The 15,714-nt window shown below is 64.0% G+C and carries 18 protein-coding genes; 9 read left to right on the forward strand and 9 right to left on the reverse strand.

Annotated features, from left to right (window positions below; all coding sequences use genetic code 11):
- Window positions 1-6 precede the first annotated feature (6 nt).
- The 5 genes from BJD99_RS03950 to BJD99_RS03970 are packed head-to-tail and all read left to right on the forward strand — an operon-like array spanning window position 7 to window position 3,930.
- A complete protein-coding gene (locus tag BJD99_RS03950) occupies window positions 7-825 on the forward strand; it encodes a metal ABC transporter ATP-binding protein (protein ID WP_084345487.1) in 819 nt (272 codons plus the stop codon).
- Window positions 826-1,704, forward strand: a complete 879-nt coding sequence (locus BJD99_RS03955; protein WP_084345488.1) for a metal ABC transporter permease — start codon at window positions 826-828, stop codon at window positions 1,702-1,704.
- Window positions 1,705-1,715: 11 nt separating this feature from the next.
- A complete protein-coding gene (locus BJD99_RS03960) occupies window positions 1,716-2,474 on the forward strand; it encodes a LamB/YcsF family protein (protein ID WP_084345489.1) in 759 nt (252 codons plus the stop codon).
- Entirely contained in the window at window positions 2,474-3,076 is a 603-nt protein-coding gene (locus BJD99_RS03965; protein ID WP_084345490.1) for an allophanate hydrolase subunit 1, read from the forward strand. Before BJD99_RS03960 ends, BJD99_RS03965 begins: the two co-directional genes overlap by 1 nt.
- The gene (locus BJD99_RS03970) at window positions 3,073-3,930 is read left to right on the forward strand and encodes a biotin-dependent carboxyltransferase family protein (RefSeq protein ID WP_084345491.1); all 858 of its coding nucleotides are present in this window, start codon (window positions 3,073-3,075) and stop codon (window positions 3,928-3,930) included. Before BJD99_RS03965 ends, BJD99_RS03970 begins: the two co-directional genes overlap by 4 nt.
- A gap of 20 nt (window positions 3,931-3,950) precedes the next feature.
- Here BJD99_RS03970 and rlmB read toward each other — a convergent pair whose 3' ends face one another.
- Genes rlmB through BJD99_RS03995 form a run of 5 tightly spaced genes read right to left on the reverse strand, consistent with a single transcriptional unit; the run spans window position 3,951 to window position 8,002 of the window.
- Complete coding sequence (gene rlmB, locus BJD99_RS03975; RefSeq protein WP_084345492.1) at window positions 3,951-4,928, reverse strand: 23S rRNA (guanosine(2251)-2'-O)-methyltransferase RlmB; 978 nt, start codon at window positions 4,926-4,928, stop codon at window positions 3,951-3,953.
- Window positions 4,928-6,343 (reverse strand): cysteine--tRNA ligase, encoded by a 1,416-nt coding sequence (gene cysS / locus BJD99_RS03980; protein ID WP_084345493.1) that lies wholly within the window; start codon window positions 6,341-6,343, stop codon window positions 4,928-4,930. The genes rlmB and cysS overlap by 1 nt, the downstream gene beginning before the upstream one ends.
- 23 nt (window positions 6,344-6,366) lie before the next feature.
- Complete coding sequence (gene ispF / locus BJD99_RS03985) at window positions 6,367-6,831, reverse strand: 2-C-methyl-D-erythritol 2,4-cyclodiphosphate synthase (RefSeq protein ID WP_084345494.1); 465 nt, start codon at window positions 6,829-6,831, stop codon at window positions 6,367-6,369.
- On the reverse strand, window positions 6,828-7,502 hold the full coding sequence (ispD, locus tag BJD99_RS03990) for a 2-C-methyl-D-erythritol 4-phosphate cytidylyltransferase (RefSeq protein WP_373270515.1): 675 nt from the start codon (window positions 7,500-7,502) through the stop codon (window positions 6,828-6,830). The genes ispF and ispD overlap by 4 nt, the downstream gene beginning before the upstream one ends.
- A gap of 11 nt (window positions 7,503-7,513) precedes the next feature.
- The gene (locus tag BJD99_RS03995) at window positions 7,514-8,002 is read right to left on the reverse strand and encodes a CarD family transcriptional regulator (RefSeq protein ID WP_084345496.1); all 489 of its coding nucleotides are present in this window, start codon (window positions 8,000-8,002) and stop codon (window positions 7,514-7,516) included.
- Between the two features lie 358 nt (window positions 8,003-8,360).
- Between BJD99_RS03995 and BJD99_RS04000 the strand changes: the two genes are divergently transcribed.
- The 3 genes from BJD99_RS04000 (at window position 8,361) to disA (ending at window position 11,675) form a co-directional block, all read left to right on the forward strand.
- Window positions 8,361-9,020 (forward strand): copper chaperone PCu(A)C, encoded by a 660-nt coding sequence (locus BJD99_RS04000; protein WP_084345497.1) that lies wholly within the window; start codon window positions 8,361-8,363, stop codon window positions 9,018-9,020.
- Between the two features lie 35 nt (window positions 9,021-9,055).
- On the forward strand, window positions 9,056-10,465 hold the full coding sequence (gene radA, locus BJD99_RS04005) for a DNA repair protein RadA (protein WP_084345498.1): 1,410 nt from the start codon (window positions 9,056-9,058) through the stop codon (window positions 10,463-10,465).
- 112 nt (window positions 10,466-10,577) lie between these two features.
- On the forward strand, window positions 10,578-11,675 hold the full coding sequence (gene disA, locus BJD99_RS04010; protein WP_084345499.1) for a DNA integrity scanning diadenylate cyclase DisA: 1,098 nt from the start codon (window positions 10,578-10,580) through the stop codon (window positions 11,673-11,675).
- A 16-nt stretch (window positions 11,676-11,691) separates the two neighbouring features.
- Here disA and BJD99_RS04015 read toward each other — a convergent pair whose 3' ends face one another.
- Both BJD99_RS04015 and BJD99_RS04020 read right to left on the reverse strand, forming a co-directional pair.
- Complete coding sequence (locus tag BJD99_RS04015) at window positions 11,692-12,426, reverse strand: hypothetical protein (protein ID WP_084345501.1); 735 nt, start codon at window positions 12,424-12,426, stop codon at window positions 11,692-11,694.
- Window positions 12,427-12,524: 98 nt separating this feature from the next.
- Window positions 12,525-13,148 (reverse strand): carbonic anhydrase, encoded by a 624-nt coding sequence (locus BJD99_RS04020; RefSeq protein ID WP_084345881.1) that lies wholly within the window; start codon window positions 13,146-13,148, stop codon window positions 12,525-12,527.
- 68 nt (window positions 13,149-13,216) lie between these two features.
- Between BJD99_RS04020 and BJD99_RS04025 the strand changes: the two genes are divergently transcribed.
- On the forward strand, window positions 13,217-14,113 hold the full coding sequence (locus tag BJD99_RS04025) for an A/G-specific adenine glycosylase (RefSeq protein ID WP_084345880.1): 897 nt from the start codon (window positions 13,217-13,219) through the stop codon (window positions 14,111-14,113).
- Between the two features lie 15 nt (window positions 14,114-14,128).
- On the opposite strand, the gene BJD99_RS04030 is transcribed toward BJD99_RS04025, so the two are convergent.
- Window positions 14,129-14,935: an alpha/beta fold hydrolase gene (locus BJD99_RS04030; protein WP_084345502.1), complete on the reverse strand. Its 807-nt coding sequence runs from the start codon at window positions 14,933-14,935 to the stop codon at window positions 14,129-14,131.
- 5 nt (window positions 14,936-14,940) lie between these two features.
- Window positions 14,941-15,678 carry an alpha/beta fold hydrolase gene (locus tag BJD99_RS04035; protein WP_084345882.1) on the reverse strand — a complete coding sequence of 246 codons (738 nt, stop codon included), beginning with the start codon at window positions 15,676-15,678 and terminating at the stop codon, window positions 14,941-14,943.
- Window positions 15,679-15,714: the final 36 nt, after the last annotated feature.

Consider the following 15,714-nt stretch of genomic DNA (forward strand, 5'->3'; position numbering starts at 1 on the left):
TAGTTCATGCCTGCTGTAGAACTGCGCGATGCCGGACTGGCGTTCGGGGAGCGCACGTTGTGGCGGAACCTCGATCTCGCGGTGGAGAGCGGTGAGTTCGTGGCTGTCCTCGGACCGAACGGTTCGGGTAAGACGTCGCTTCTGAAGGTGCTGCTCGGCCAGAACCATTTGACGACGGGGACTGCGGCAATTGCGGGAGAGCCAGTCCGCAAGGGCCAGTCCGGTGTCGGTTACATCCCTCAGCAGCGCAGTATCGACGACGGCCTGCCGCTGCGTGGGCGTGATCTCGTCGGTCTCGGTTGGGACGGTCATCGTTGGGGGCTCGGTCTTCGCGGAATGCGTGAGCGCACTCGTGTCGTGCAGCATGCGATCGACCAGGTCGACGCCAATGCTTTCGCGGGTGCTCCTGTCGGGACTATGTCGGGAGGCGAGCAGCAGCGTCTCCGCATCGCCCAGGCGCTGGTCGGCAATCCGACTGTGTTGCTGTGCGACGAACCTCTGCTCAGCCTCGATTTGGCGAATCAACGTCTCGTGTCCGGTCTCATCGATCGGCGACGGCGGGAGCACGACACGGCGGTGCTGTTCGTAACGCACGAGATCAATCCGATTCTGCCGCTGGTGGACCGGATCGTCTACATCGTCGACGGCAAGTTCCGCATCGGCGCACCTGCTGATGTCATGACGACCGAAGTGCTCTCGGAGCTGTACGGGACCGAGGTGGAAGTTCTGAAGGTGCGTGGGCGGCTCGTCGTCGTCGGCACCGGAGATTCCATCGACGCTCTCGGCTCTGCGGGTGCGCACCATCCACCGACCGAGGATCTCTGAATGAACGAGAAAGTGGTCGACGCCCTCTCCAAGATCTTCGACTTCAGCACGACGGCGAACTTGTTGAGCTACGACTTCGTGCAGCAGGCACTCCTCGCGGCGGCCATTCTCGGTCTCCTCTCCGGTGCGCTCGGGCCGCTGATCGTCAGTAGGCAGTGGGCGTTCGCGGTGCACGGTTCGAGTGAATTGTCGTTGACCGGCGCCTCGGCAGCTTTGCTTGTCGGTATCACTGTCGGCCTCGGAGCTATCGTCGGCTCGGTCGTCGCCGCGGTGATGTTCGCTCTACTCGGCTCCAAGGCTCGTGATCGCGACTCGGTGATCGGTGTCATCATGTCGTTCGGGCTGGGATTGTCGGTGTTGTTCATCTGGCTGTATCCGGGCAGAACCGGCACGAGCTTCTCGCTCCTGATCGGTCAGATCGTCGGCGTCGGGCAGAGCGGTATTCAGCTTCTGCTGGTGTGCGCAGTGTTGGTCCTCATCGTGCTCGCGATCGTCTACCGTCCACTGTTGTTCGCCAGCACCGACCCGGAAGTTGCGCTGGCGCGCGGAGTCCCGGTCCGTGGGCTCGCCGTCGTGTTCGCAGTTCTCGTCGGAGTCGCGTGTGCGCTCGGCGTTCAGATCGTCGGTGCGCTGCTCGTGCTGTCTTTGCTCATCACGCCCGCGGCCGCTGCCGCGCGTGTGACTGCAAGCCCGCTCAAGGCGACACTGTTGTCCATTCTGTTCGCCGAGATCGCAGCTGTGGGCGGCATTCTCCTCTCGCTCGCACCCGGTGTTCCCGTCTCGACATTCGTCACGACCATCTCGTTCGTCATCTACCTCATCTGCCGCGCGGTGGGGTCTCGCCGAAAGGCCGACTCCGGTCGCATCGTTGTCGCCTAGACTTGAAACCGATGACGTCCATCGATATCAACTCAGACCTCGGCGAGAGCTTCGGAACGTGGAAGCTCGGTAACGACGACGCAATGCTGGCCGTGGTGACCAGTGCCAATATCGCATGCGGATTCCATGCGGGTGACCCACAGACGATCCTGGCGACCTGCCGAGCAGCCGCAGGTAAGGCCGTCCGTATCGGTGCTCAGGTCGGCTATCACGACCTCGCCGGCTTCGGACGACGCTTCATCGACATCGAACCTGCCGATCTGACTGCCGACGTGCTGTATCAGATGGGGGCCCTCGACGGACTCAGTCAGGCAGCAGGTTCGGCCATCGCCTACGTCAAACCGCACGGCGCGCTCTACAACGCCATCGTGACGCATCGGGATCAGGCGAAAGCGGTTGTCGACGCCGTCCGAATCTACGATCCGACCCTCCCCGTCCTCGGTTTGGCGGGCTCGGTGTTCCTCGAGGAAGCCGAGGCTGCCGGTTTGCGGACCGTGGCGGAGGCCTTCGCCGACCGTGCGTACACACCTTCGGGTGAGTTGGTCTCCCGGCGTGAGGCCGGCGCCATCCTGTCCGATCCTGCCGTGGTCGCGGCCCGCATCCTCCAACTCGTGCAGGAAGGGACAGTCGTGTCGATCGACGGCACCAGCATCGCCGTCTCCGCGGAATCGGTGTGTGTGCACGGAGACTCTCCAGGCGCGGTCGACATGGCCGTCGCAGTCCGGAAGAGCCTGTCCGACAACGGTATCGCGATCTCACCCTTCGTCTGATGATCGTCCGAGATGCAGGTGAACATGCCGTACTGATCGAGTACGGCGACCTCCGCGAGACGATGGCCTTCTTCCGTTCACTGCACGCGACAGCCCCCGCCGACGTCGAGGATCTGGTCCCGGCCGCCCGGACAGTTCTGGTGCGATTCCGGGGCGAGCGAGAACGGATCGTGACGTGGATTCGTTCGGCCGAACCAGTACCAGAGGACAGTGAAGCGAAGGCCGACGCGATGACGATTGCGGTCAGGTACGACGGTCCGGATCTCGACGATGTTGCCAGACACACCGGTCTGTCGACGCCGGAAGTCGTGGCAGCGCACACGGGTCGGATCTGGACCGTCGCATTCGCAGGGTTCGCACCCGGGTTCGGCTATCTCGTCAGCCCCGACGACCGCCTGCATGTTCCTCGCCGATCCGAACCTCGCACTTCGGTCCCTGCCGGTTCGGTCGGACTTGCCGGTGAGTTCTCCGGAATCTACCCGCGCAGTTCCCCAGGTGGATGGCAGTTGATCGGGACCACCGATGCGGTCCTGTGGGACGAGGGCGGCTCGCCCCCCGCGCGGCTACAGCCCGGCACGAAGGTCAGGTTCCGACAGTCGTGAAAGCCGTCGCGATACTGCGTCCCGGGCCACTGTGCACAGTGCAGGATCACGGCCGTCCCGGTCACGCGTTGATCGGCGTCGGAAGATCCGGCGCTGCCGACCTCCGCTCGCACGACGCTGCCAACAGGCTGGTAGGCAACACCGTCGAGGCTGCAACACTCGAGGCAACGATGGGCGGTGTGGTGATCCGCATGCAGGGATCGGTCGTCGTAGCGGTCACCGGCGCTTCGGGCAGTATCACCGTCAACGGCATCGCGGGGGCGATGTACAACACGCTGTATCTGTCCGACGGGGACGAATTGTCAGTGGCGACACCGACTTCGGGACTCCGCAGCTATATCGCTGCGCGCGGCGGATTCGACGTCGCCACGGTTCTCGGGAGCAGGTCCACCGACACGATGTCGGGGCTGGGTCCGCCGCCACTGAGGGAAGGCGACGTCCTCGCGATCGGTGATGCGCAGTCACAGTGGCCTGCAACGGAATTGGCGCCGCCCCCGGACCGCGCCGGGCACATCGAAGTGTCGGTGAACCTAGGTCCGCGCCAAGACTGGTTCACCTCCGAGGCACTCCATGTCCTGGCGAGCCAGATATGGACGGCAACCATCGATTCGAATCGCGTCGGGGTCAAGCTCGACGGTCGGACGCCACTGGAACGAGCGCGGACCGACGAGCTACTCAGCGAGGGCATGGTCCCCGGCGCCCTTCAGGTTCCACCGAACGGCAAGCCCGTCCTCTTCCTCGCCGATCACCCGGTGACAGGCGGATATCCCGTCATCGCCGTCGTTCGAGACACCGATCTGCCATCGATCGGCCAACTGCGGCCCGGGGACTCGATACGGTTCCGAGTGCACTAGTCCCTAAGGGGCGTCCCGTCCTATCGACGACGCTGACGCGCGATATCGGCCAACACGACGCCCGCTGCCACCGAAGCGTTCAGCGATTCGACCGGACCTGCCATCGGGATGGACAGAATCGAATCGCAGGTTTCGCGAACCAGACGTGAGAGACCCTTGCCTTCGGATCCGACAACCACGGCCAGTGGGCCGGTGCCGTCGAATTCGTCGAGCGTGGTGTCGCCCTCGGCGTCGAGACCGATGATGGTGACGCCCTTGGACTGCCAATCCTTCAACGTCCGGGTCAGGTTGGTGGCGCGGGCAACCTGCAGTCGCGCCGCGGCACCTGCGCTGGTGCGCCACGCGACGGCCGAGACGCTGGCGCTACGACGCTGCGGGATGACGACCCCGTGTCCACCGAACGCCGCCACCGAGCGCACGACAGCGCCGAGGTTACGAGGGTCGGTGATGTTGTCGAGAGCGACCAGAAGTGCCGGTTCCTGGTGCGAGCGAGCCGTGCTGATCAAGTCGTCGGGGTGGGCGTACCGATACGGCGGAACCTGCAAAGCGAGACCCTGGTGCAGACCGTTCGCGCTCAGCTTGTCGAGATCCGAACGCGGAACTTCGAGAATGGAGATACCGGCGTCGGCCGCACGCTGGACGCTTTCTTTCAGCCGCTCGTCACTGTCGGTGCCGACGGCAACCCACAGGGCCGTCGCTGGAACTCCCGCGCGAAGGCACTCCACGACGGGGTTACGGCCCAGCACGACCTCTGGCGCGTCGTCGTTCTTCCGAGTCGGGACGCGGGTGCTGCGACCACGGCTGTCGCCACGTGACTGGGCAGACTTCTCCGCCATCTTGGCGCGACGCGCAGCTGGATGCTTGGTCCGCTCCTCAGCGGGCGGAGTGGCGCCGCGACCTTCGAGGCCTCTGCGCCGATTCCCGCCGGAGCCCGCGACCTGCCCCTTCTTGGTGCCGGTCTTGCGTATCGCGCCGCGCCTACTTGAATTGCCTGCCATCACTGCCCTGCTTCGTCGTTACTGCGTGTTGCCCCGACGGACCATTCCGGCCCGTTGGGGGTATCTGTCACGTCTATGCCTGCCTTGGCGAGGCGATCTCGAATCGCGTCCGCGGCCGGCCAGTCCTTGTCCACCTTGGCTTGTGCTCGACGCTGCAACTCTGCATCGACCAACACTCCCAGGGCTCCTTCTAGGGCGTCGGTGTCGCCGGAGCCACCAGCCCAGTGCGGATCCAGCGGATCCACACCCAGAATCGACAGCATCGCACGCACCTGCCCGGCATGCTCGACGGCGGATTCGAGGTCTCCGCCTTCGAGCGCGCTGTTGCCCGCCCGCACCGTCGCGTGTAGCTCGGCGAGCGCCTTGGGAACTCCCAGGTCGTCGTCCAGCGCGGCGGCGAATCCGTCGGTCCAGGTGCCGAGTGGTACCTCTCCCGCTCGCTCGACCGTCCGTTTGACGAATCCTTCGATTCCTCGATAGGTCACCGCTGCCGTCTGCAACGCGTTGTCCGAGTATTCGAGCATCGAACGGTAGTGCGCACCACCGAGGTAGTAGCGCAACTCCTGTGGTCGCACGTGCTGGAGAACATTGGGTACAGACAGGACGTTGCCGAGCGATTTCGACATCTTCTCGCCGCCCATCGTGACCCAGCCGTTGTGCAGCCAGTATCGACTGAACCCGTCACCTGCCGCCTGGCTCTGCGCTCGCTCGTTCTCGTGGTGCGGGAACACCAGATCGAGACCACCGCAGTGAATATCGAAGTCAGGCCCAAGGTAGGTCTCTGCCATCGCCGAGCACTCGAGATGCCAGCCGGGCCGTCCACGACCCCACGGTGTCGGCCACGATGGCTCGCCGGGCTTCGCTGCTTTCCACAGCGTGAAGTCTCGGGGATCACGCTTACCCTCGGCCGCGCTCTCGCCCTGATGTACGTCGTCGAGTTTGTGCCCGGACAGCGCCCCGTAACTCGGGAAGCTCATCACGTCGAAGTACACGTCACCGGCGGAGGCGTACGCGTGCCCGGACTCGATCAATCTGTCGATCAACTCCACCATCTGGGTGATGTGTCCGGTTGCTCGCGGCTCGACCGACGGAGGTAGCACCCCGAGCTGGTCGTAGGCCCAGGCAAAGGATCGTTCGAACGTCGCGGCCCACTCCCACCACGGCCGTCCGGCGTCGCGCGCTTTGTTCAAAATTTTGTCGTCGATGTCGGTGACGTTGCGGACGAAAGCGACGTCGACCTCGTGGGCGAGGAGCCACCTGCGAAGGACGTCGAATGCGACACCGCTACGAACGTGGCCGATATGAGGCTCACCCTGGACTGTCGCCCCACACAGGTACACCGACGCATGGCCAGGGACCAAGGGGGTGAATTCCCGCAAGGCCCTCGTCTCGGTGTCGTAAAGGTGAAGGGTCACGACTCGCCATGCTACCGGGGGTTTTACTCGCTCATGACAAGTGCCGTCGCAACGGCGGCAATTCCTTCGCCTCGACCCGTCAATCCCAATCCGTCGGTGGTGGTCGCAGACACCGAAACGGGGGCTCCGAGAATCGCCGACAACGTCTCCTGCGCTTGCACGCGGCTCGGCCCGATCTTCGGTCGATTTCCGATGATCTGGACTGCGGCGTTACCGATACCGAAACCGTGTTCGGTAAGAAGGCGACGCACCTCGGTCAGCATTGCCGCACCGCTGACGCCGTCCCACTCTGGCCGCCCGGTCCCGAAAACCGAGCCGAGGTCACCGAGACCTGCCGCGGACAGCAGCGCATCGCACAGCGCGTGGGCGGCGACGTCACCGTCGGAGTGGCCTTCGAGCCCGTCACCGTCCTCGAACAGCAGGCCCGCGAGCCAACACGGACGCCCGACCTGGATCGGGTGCACGTCTGTTCCGATGCCGACTCTCATGCATTCTCCTGTGCTGTGATCGCCTCTGCGAGCAAAAGGTCGTGTGGAGTGGTGATCTTGAATGCGAGCAATTCACCGGTGATCGTGTGCACCGTCTCACCGAGGCGTTCCACCAGGCCCGCGTCGTCGGTCGCAGAATCCGTGGATTCGGCGTAGGCGCGGATCAACAGATCGGCGCGAAATCCCTGCGGGGTCTGAATTGCCCGGAGTGAGCTCCGATCGGGAGTCCCGACCACCGCGCCCGTGAGATCGACCGACTTGACGGTGTCGGTAACCGGAACTGCGGGTACGACGGCACCGCGTCCAGCGCGCACCTCGGCGACCACCCGAGAAACCAGGGTGGGCGGAGTGAGCGCGCGCGCAGCATCGTGAACCAGCACGATAGCTGCGTCTCCGGCGACCGCGAGACCGCAACGTACCGAATCGGTACGTTCGTGAGCCCCTTCGACCACTGTGACGGTGGGTCCGAGGAGCTCACGCGTGTGCTCGACCAGATCGGCCGGCACGATCACAACAATTCGGTCGACGGCGCCTGACGCTGTCAGGCCGTCGACCGAATGTTGCAGAAGGGTTCTACCCTTCAAAGTCACATATGCCTTCGGCATTCCTTGTTGGAGCCGAAGGCCCTGGCCCGCCGCCGGTACGAGCGCGACGACCGGGCCAGCATGCACGCTGGTCACACCTAGGAGGCTGCGGCCAGTACTTCGTCGAGAATGATGTCGGCCTTGGCCTCATCCGTTCCCTCGGCGAGCGCAAGCTCTCCGACCAGAATCTGACGCGCCTTGGCCAGCATGCGCTTCTCGCCTGCAGACAAGCCGCGATCCTGCTCACGACGCCAGAGGTCACGAACAACCTCGGCAACCTTGTTCACGTCACCGGAAGCGAGCTTCTCGAGGTTCGCCTTGTAGCGTCGCGACCAGTTGGTGGGCTCTTCCGTGTGCGGTGCCCGAAGCACCTGGAAGACCTTGTCCAGACCTTCTTGGCCCACGACGTCACGAACACCGACGTACTCGGCATTGTCCGCAGGAACTCGAACAGTGAGATCACCTTGCGCAACTTTGAGAACCAGGTACTCTCTCGGTTCACCCTTGATGGTGCGGGTTTCTATCGCTTCGATTAACGCCGCTCCGTGATGGGGGTAAACGACGGTCTCTCCGACCTTGAAAATCATGTGTCCCGTGCCCCTTTCGATTTTGCCAGTTTACCACGCGCTCAGATCAACGGCGCAGGTCAGGGGCATAACGCAGTCTTTTCGGGGGTTGACAGCCGCCGGTTAACGTGTATCCGCAGCCCCCCAGGCGGGCAACTCGGCACCCTCCGCCAACGTGGTCCACGTAACAGCAAACACCGGTCAACATGCCGGTCGGAGCCCGATACCGCACGTTCCGGACGCCCCAGAGGTCTACCCTCGAAAGCTGACTACTACTCTGCCTAGTGGACCTGGAGCTACCGGCCTAGGCTCGGCAAAGGCACTGGCCCGGAACCGCATCGGCACCCCCGGACACACCGGCACAACTGGAGGACGACCCGTGACTGCGTTCAACGCTGCGACCACGCACCGAAAGACCCGCCTGTGGGCAACCGCTCTCGCGGCAGGCGCAGCACTGACTCTGACTGCCTGCGGCTCCGGCCAAATTTCTCAGACCGCCCAGCAGGTCTCGGCCGTCAACGGAAACTTCGCCAATGTCGGCGACATCTCACTGCGCAATGTGCATGTGGTGTACCCGCAGAGCGAGGAGTACTCGATCGAGCCGGGTGGCAAGGTCGAACTCGGCTTCGTCGCCGTCAACAACAGCGCGACGACCCCCGATCGCCTCACACGGATCTCCACGACAGCGGCGTCCTCGGTGACGGTCGGCGAGGAGCCTGGCGGAAGCGAGATTGCACCGTTGACCGCCCTCGGGGCCGGAGCGCCCACCGACACCGAGGTCGATGACGAGCTGATCCCCTTGCAGATGATCGTTGTCGAACTCAACAGCATCAGCGAGGACGTTCGCCCAGGCCTGACGGTTCCCGTCACGTTCACGTTCGAAGAAGCCGGTGACGTCGAGGTTCTCGTCCCCGTCGATGCAGGCCCGGTTCTCCCGCGCGATGTCTCGACCAAGTCGCCCGTCGAAGCCGAGGCACACAGCGCCGAAAACCGCGTCGTGGAGACTCAGGTCGAAGAAGGCGCCGACGGCAACAACTGACGTTTCTGTCAGTACCGTCCTCTAGCGTTCGCCACGTGGCCAAACTGAAGACGAACTACCGATGTTCGGCCTGCAGGCACACCGTAGCCAAATGGGTAGGCCGATGCCCGGAATGCGGTAGCTGGGGATCGATGGACGAGGCGCCCGTGCTGACTCCGGTTGCAAGCAGACCGGGCGCATCAGGTCTGGGCGCCGGCAACACACGGTCGGCGACCACCGCGATGATTCCGACTTCGCCTGCAACCGCCCTCACCCAGGTCAGCAGTAGCACTGCACAGGCGAACTCGACCGGTATCCCGGAGTTCGACCGCGTACTCGGCGGTGGACTGGTCCCCGGCTCTGTAGTACTGCTCGCCGGTGAGCCTGGGGTGGGCAAATCGACGCTCCTTCTCGAGGTCGTGCACCGCTGGGCCCGTACCGGTGAAGACCGGCGTGCGCTCTATGTCACGGGCGAGGAATCCGCTGGTCAGGTTCGGTTGCGGGCAGACCGGACAGGCGCGGTCCACGAACGCGTCTTCCTCGCCGCAGAATCCGATCTTGCGACGGTGTTCGGCCACGTAGAGCAGGTCGCGCCGAGTCTGCTGATCGTCGATTCGGTCCAAACGATGCTTGCCGCGGACGTCGACGGGGTCATCGGCGGTGTCACCCAGGTCCGCGCGATCACCAGTGCGCTCACGTCGCTGGCGAAGACGACCGGCGTCGCCGTCCTCCTGATCGGTCACGTCACCAAGGACGGAGCCGTCGCGGGTCCGCGTTCACTCGAGCATCTGGTCGACGTAGTTCTCCATTTCGAAGGCGACAAGCACTCCACTCTCCGCATGATCCGCGGGGTCAAGAATCGCTTCGGTGCTTGCGACGAAGTGGGGTGCTTCGAACTGCGGGATACCGGCATCGAGGGCATCACCGATCCGTCGGGCCTGTTCCTGCATCACCGCACCGACGCGGTACCCGGGACGGCCGTGACTGTGACCATGGACGGTAAGCGTCCGTTGCTCGCCGAAGTGCAGGCACTCGTCGTCGATACACACATGCCTTCCCCGCGTCGAGCCGTGAGCGGCCTCGACCATGCGCGAGTAGCCATGATTCTGGCCGTCCTGGAGCGACGCTGTGGGGTGAAAGTTGCACGGAGCGAGGTCTATGCGGCAACGATCGGCGGAATGCGTACCAGCGAACCTGCTGTGGACCTGGCACTCGCGGTGGCAGTGGCGTCGGCCGTGACGGATCGTCCGATACCTACAGGGCTCGTCATCCTCGGCGAGGTCGGGTTGGCGGGAGAAGTCCGTCGGGTATCTGGGCTGGGTCGACGCTTGGCCGAGGCGGCGCGGCTCGGTTTCACCCACGCCATCACCCCCGAACACGACGACACCGTGCCGAAGGGAATCGAAGTCCGCACCGTCACCAATCTCGGCGAGGCACTCGATTACGCACATATGCGGACGGTTTGATCAACTCCCGTAGCCTCTAGCTGCGAGACTGTGAGACACCACTGTTGTAGAAGTAGTGCCGATGCAGCCGACAAGCCGTTGTGGAAGTAAATGCTGGGACGAGGGGACGAACGTGGACGAGAACGCACGCGATGCCAGTGCATCCCCGGCGCTACGTGAAACCATCGCCCGGTTAGCACCGGGCACAGCCCTGCGCGACGGGCTGGAACGAATACTTCGAGGCCGTACCGGCGGTCTCATAGTCCTCGGCTACGACGAAGAAGTCGAGAAGATCTGCGACGGCGGATTCGAACTCGATGTCGAGTTCGCGCCCACCAGGCTGCGTGAACTCTCAAAGATGGACGGCGCCGTCGTCCTGTCCACGGACGGCAAACGAATCGTCCGCTCCAACGTGCAGCTTGTGCCGGATCACAAGATTCCTACAGTCGAATCAGGAACGCGGCACCGCGCCGCCGAACGTACCGCCATGGAGACCGGATACCCGGTTGTCTCGGTCAGCCAGTCGATGAGCATCGTCAGCGTCTACGTGGCCGGAGTTCGACATGTCATCGAGGGCTCGGCAACCATCCTCTCGCGTGCGAATCAGGCCGTAGCAACGCTCGAGCGCTACAAGCAACGTCTCGACGACAACACCCGTCAGCTCTCGGTCGTGGAAATCGAGGACTTCGTAACACTGCGTGACGCACTCACGGTCGCTCAGCGTTTGGAGATGGTTCGCCGTGTCTCGGTCGAAATCGAACAGAACGTCCTCGAACTCGGCACCGACGGCAGGCAGTTGGCGCTGCAGCTCGAGGAACTACTCGGCGACAACGACGTCGACCGTCAGCTCGTCGTCCGCGACTACCTTGCCGGCCCGGAACCGTCGACGACGGCAGCCGTGGAGAAGGCCTTGGCTGCTCTCGACAAATTGACCGACGTCGATCTGCTCGACCTCACGACGCTCGCACGCGCGTTCGGCTACCCGGCGACCATCGAAGCACTCGACACTCCGATGAGCCCCCGGGGATACCGTGTCCTCACCCGGGTACCGAGGCTGCAGTTCAGCCAGATCCATCGACTGGTCGTCTCGTTCGGCACGCTGCAGGGGCTTCTTGCCGCAACAGCGGCAGACCTGCAGTCGGTCGATGGCATCGGCGGATTGTGGGCGCGCCATATTCGTGAAGGGCTTTCACGTCTGGCCGAGTCGTCCATCGCGGGCCCGTTCGACTGACCGGACCCGCACCGGATCAGGTCATGTTGAACGGCTCGGGAGAGCTACGCAGCTCACCGAGTTGAGCGATCACCTTGTACGAGCCGACGCCGACAGGTATCCGCTCCTCACCACAGCCGGGAACCGAATTGGTACCGGACCACTTGACCGTGAACCCAGCCTGCTCGCCGGGCTTGAACGTCCGCAGATCGGATTGCGCGTCGGGGAAGCAATCGGTGTTCGACCAGATCCGCAGATCGTCGAGCGTGTACACGAGGGCCTGCTGCAGACCTGCACCCACGTCGCGCTGGCACTCCGTGGAACTGATGTTGGTGATGACGACGGTGAAGCCTGGCTCTTCGCCGACCTTGTACGACGCTTTGTCCGGCGTCGCCTTGATGGCGAGGCTTTGATCCGAGCACTGATTGCTCGGGACGGCAGCTGCCCCGGCCGGCTTCGAGGGCGTCGTGGACGCTCCGGTGCTCGCCGGCTTACCACTTCCGGATCCACCCGATGCCGATGCGCCTGAACCAGCGCCCGAACCGGCCGAGGATGCACCCGACTCCTTCGCGGCGGAGGCACTCGGCGTTGCGGCCGGACCCGGCGAAGTCACGACACCTGCCGGCTCCGCCTGCGGCGGTTCTTCGCTGCCACCACTGAGAGAGGAGATGAACCACACGATCAAACCCAGCACCACAACAGCCGCACCGATGGCGAGTGCGCGACGACGCCAATAGATTTCGGGGGGCAACGGCCCGCTTGGTTCCAACACAGACCAACCGTAGGCGTTACGCAGCTACGATTCTCTGAAGCGCCTACGGCGTGTCGCCTTGTAGGTCACGAAGAAACCGTCTGAAAAGACGAACAAGCTCAGGGAAGCTCGCCGATATCGCCGATTACCCCACGCAAGCGAGCGTTACCTTCGGACAACTGATAGGTCAGGCCGACGATGGCAACTTCCCCGGCGTCGACCTTCTCCGCGATGATCCGCGACCGCTGCATCAACAGATTGCCGGTCTCCTCGACGTGCCGTGCCTCGAAATCGTCGACGTTGGAGTAGCCGTCACGGCGGGCGGACAGCACGGACGGGGTGACGCGTTCGACGAGGTCACGAATGTAGCCACCGGGGATGTCACCGGTGTCCAACGCGTCGAGAGTTGCTTTGACTGCCCCGCACCCATCGTGTCCGAGCACGACGATGAGCGGCACATCGAGAATCGCCACACCATATTCGATCGAGCCGAGGACGGAGGAATCGATGACGTGACCTGCGGTTCGGACTACGAACATGTCGCCGAGGCCCTGGTCGAAGATGATCTCGGCGGCGACGCGGGAGTCCGCGCAACCAAAGAGCACGGCGCGTGGGTGCTGCTCGTCGGCGAGACGGGCACGGTCCTCGATACCCTGGCTCGGGTGCAGAGATTCGCCTGCAATGAACCGCTGGTTACCCTCTCGAAGAGATTTCCAGGCCGTTATCGGATTCGTCGAAGGCATAAGCATCATTGTGCACCGATCCCACTGTTACCGGCGAGTCGGATACCGAAGAACCCGAGGAGACAAGCGTGCCGATCAGTCCAGTTGCACTTCTCGGGTGGTTCGACACCGAGGAGCGCGACCTGCCGTGGCGACGGCCCGGTGTCAGCGCTTGGCAGATTCTGATGAGCGAAATCATGCTGCAGCAGACGCCTGTGTCCCGCGTTGCTCCGATCTGGGAAGAGTGGGTCGTACGGTGGCCCGTCCCGTCGAAGATGGCGGCGTCTTCGCAAGCCGATGTCCTGCGCGCATGGGGCAAGTTGGGCTATCCGCGTCGGGCGTTGCGTTTGCATCAGTGCGCGGGAGTGTTGGCTGCCGAGCACGGCGACGCCGTGCCGCGGGACGTCGAGACGCTGCTGTCGTTACCCGGGATCGGCGCTTACACGGCTCGCGCTGTCGCATGCTTCGCGTACGGCCAACGCGTTCCCGTCGTCGATACCAATGTTCGACGCGTCGTCGCTCGGGCAGTGCACGGCGCTGCGGAACCGGGCAACCCGTCGACGACACGGGATCTCGCCGACGTCGAGGCGTTGCTTCCCGCAGGTAACGCGCGCGCGGCCAGGTATTCGGCGGCACTGATGGAATTGGGCGCGTTGATCTGTACCGCGAAGAATCCTGCGTGCCTGCTGTGTCCACTGCCCGAGTGCTCGTGGATCGAAGCAGGCCGCCCGGCCTACAGCGGACCCGCCAAGAAGGTGCAAAAGTTCACGGGCACCGACCGGCAGGTACGCGGGAAACTGATGTCTGTTCTACGTGAAACCGACGGTCCGGTAGAGCGGGCCCGGTTGGACGTCGTGTGGCTCAGCGATCCCGGGCAACGCGATCGCGCCTTGGATTCCCTGCTCGTGGACGGCTTGGTCGAGCAGACCGCGGCAGGGCTTTTCGCTCTGGCCGGTGATGCGGGGTCCCCGACCGGTCTCGGATAGCCGATGCCCCGGGTATCAGCGCAAGAAGTCGATGAGCACTTCGTTGATCTTCTCGGGACGCTCGAGGTAGCCGAAGTGTCCGGTGTCCGGGATCTCCTCGTACTGAGCTCCCGGAATCGCCTGCGCGACTTCGCGGCTCAGATGGACGGGGATGAGTCGGTCGTCGGCGAACCCCACCACGAGGGTCTTGGCTGCAATCGTGCGATATGCGGTGAGTCGTTCGGATCCGGCACACATTTCGAGGCCGATCTGCGCGCGCTTGCCCGCCGATCTGGTGCCACCGGAGAACTCCATGACGGCGAGCCAGTCACCGATAGCCGCCTCGTCGCGCAGGGTTTTCGGTGAGAAGTTACTCAAGGCGGTGATTGCCGCGCGGTAGGTGGCCGGGAGTGCGATGCTCGCGTCGTACAGATCTCTTTCGCCCTGGGCCATGGCCTTCTGCATCGTCGACGAACGGCCGTACGTCGCCATCATCACTGCATGCGAGACGAGGTCCGGCCGCGCCAACGCGAGTTCCTGGGTGACACGCGAGCCCATCGACGTTCCGACGACTCGTGCCGGCGCAGCGCCCACATGCTCGATCAACGCAGCGGTGTCGGCAACCAGATCGTCGAGCACCATCCCGGCGCCGCACTCCGACGACGGCGCTATCCCCCGGTTGTCGAACGTGAGGACCTGGAAGCCTGCCTTCACCAAGGCCGGCACCTGGTGCGTCTGCCACACCCGCCCCGGGCTCCCCGATCCCATCACCAATACGACGAGCGGGCCGGTACCTTTGACGTCGAAGTTGATATCGATTCCGTTGAGCTTCACCAGGGACATTCGCGTCATAGTAGTTGTCGGAGGAACACTTCCACAGCTGCGCGGTAGAGCTCGGGCTGCTCATCGTGCACGAGATGCGCCGCCCCTGGAATCAGTACGTAGCTCGACTTGGCGTTCCTCTCGTGCATCCGACGCATTTGCCCCGGCGGTGTGATTCCGGACGCACCCTCGATCAGTAACGACGGAGCGGTGACGGATTCCCACTCGTTCCAGAAGTGCCTCGCACCCCACTCCTGCGAGATCGCCTCGAACGTCGATATGTCACCGTGCAGATACCAGCCGTCGACTCGACGTTGGAAGGAATCCAGGAAGTACTGCCCTGCGACGTCGCCGAAGAACTCACATACCGCCGATTCGGTCGCGAACGGCTGTGGCCACCGACGAATGAGTGCAGCCCAGTCATCGGCCGTGCGCCCGCGGAAGTCCGGTGCGATGTCCTCGACGACCAGACCTGCCACCAGATCGGGTCTCGCCGCGGCGAGACACCAGCCGTGCAGCGATCCCATCGAATGCCCGATGACGACACATTCCCCGAGTTGCTCCGCGTGAGCGGTCAGGTCCTCGACGAACGCCTCGGTACCGATCCCGCGCGGAGCGGGCCTGCCGTGCCCCGGCGCGTCGTAGGTGTAGACGTGGCCGAACGCACGCAACCACGGCACTTGGCGTCGCCACGTTCGCGCGCTGCCCATCAACCCGTGCAACAGCAAGATCGGTCGCCCGTCCCCACCCTCGTCGTGCAGCATCGTCACGACTGTAGCTCTCCGCAGGACCGAGTAGCC

Source organism: Rhodococcus sp. 1163 (assembly GCF_002091985.1).
Taxonomy (GTDB): Bacteria; Actinomycetota; Actinomycetes; order Mycobacteriales; family Mycobacteriaceae; genus Rhodococcoides.

Bases quoted from the DNA above. Each gene is read 5' to 3' on its own strand.
- BJD99_RS03950 (WP_084345487.1), top strand. From the start codon at position 7: ATGCCTGCTGTAGAACTGCGCGATGCCGGACTGGCGTTCGGGGAGCGC.
- BJD99_RS03955 (WP_084345488.1), top strand. From the start codon at position 826: ATGAACGAGAAAGTGGTCGACGCCCTCTCCAAGATCTTCGACTTCAGC.
- BJD99_RS03960 (WP_084345489.1), top strand. From the start codon at position 1,716: ATGACGTCCATCGATATCAACTCAGACCTCGGCGAGAGCTTCGGAACG.
- BJD99_RS03965 (WP_084345490.1), top strand. From the start codon at position 2,474: ATGATCGTCCGAGATGCAGGTGAACATGCCGTACTGATCGAGTACGGC.
- rlmB (WP_084345492.1), bottom strand. From the start codon at position 4,928: ATGGCAGGCAATTCAAGTAGGCGCGGCGCGATACGCAAGACCGGCACC.
- ispF (WP_084345494.1), bottom strand. From the start codon at position 6,831: ATGAGAGTCGGCATCGGAACAGACGTGCACCCGATCCAGGTCGGGCGT.
- BJD99_RS03995 (WP_084345496.1), bottom strand. From the start codon at position 8,002: ATGATTTTCAAGGTCGGAGAGACCGTCGTTTACCCCCATCACGGAGCG.
- BJD99_RS04020 (WP_084345881.1), bottom strand. From the start codon at position 13,148: ATGCCTTCGACGAATCCGATAACGGCCTGGAAATCTCTTCGAGAGGGT.
- BJD99_RS04030 (WP_084345502.1), bottom strand. From the start codon at position 14,935: ATGTCCCTGGTGAAGCTCAACGGAATCGATATCAACTTCGACGTCAAA.
- BJD99_RS04035 (WP_084345882.1), bottom strand. From the start codon at position 15,678: ATGCTGCACGACGAGGGTGGGGACGGGCGACCGATCTTGCTGTTGCAC.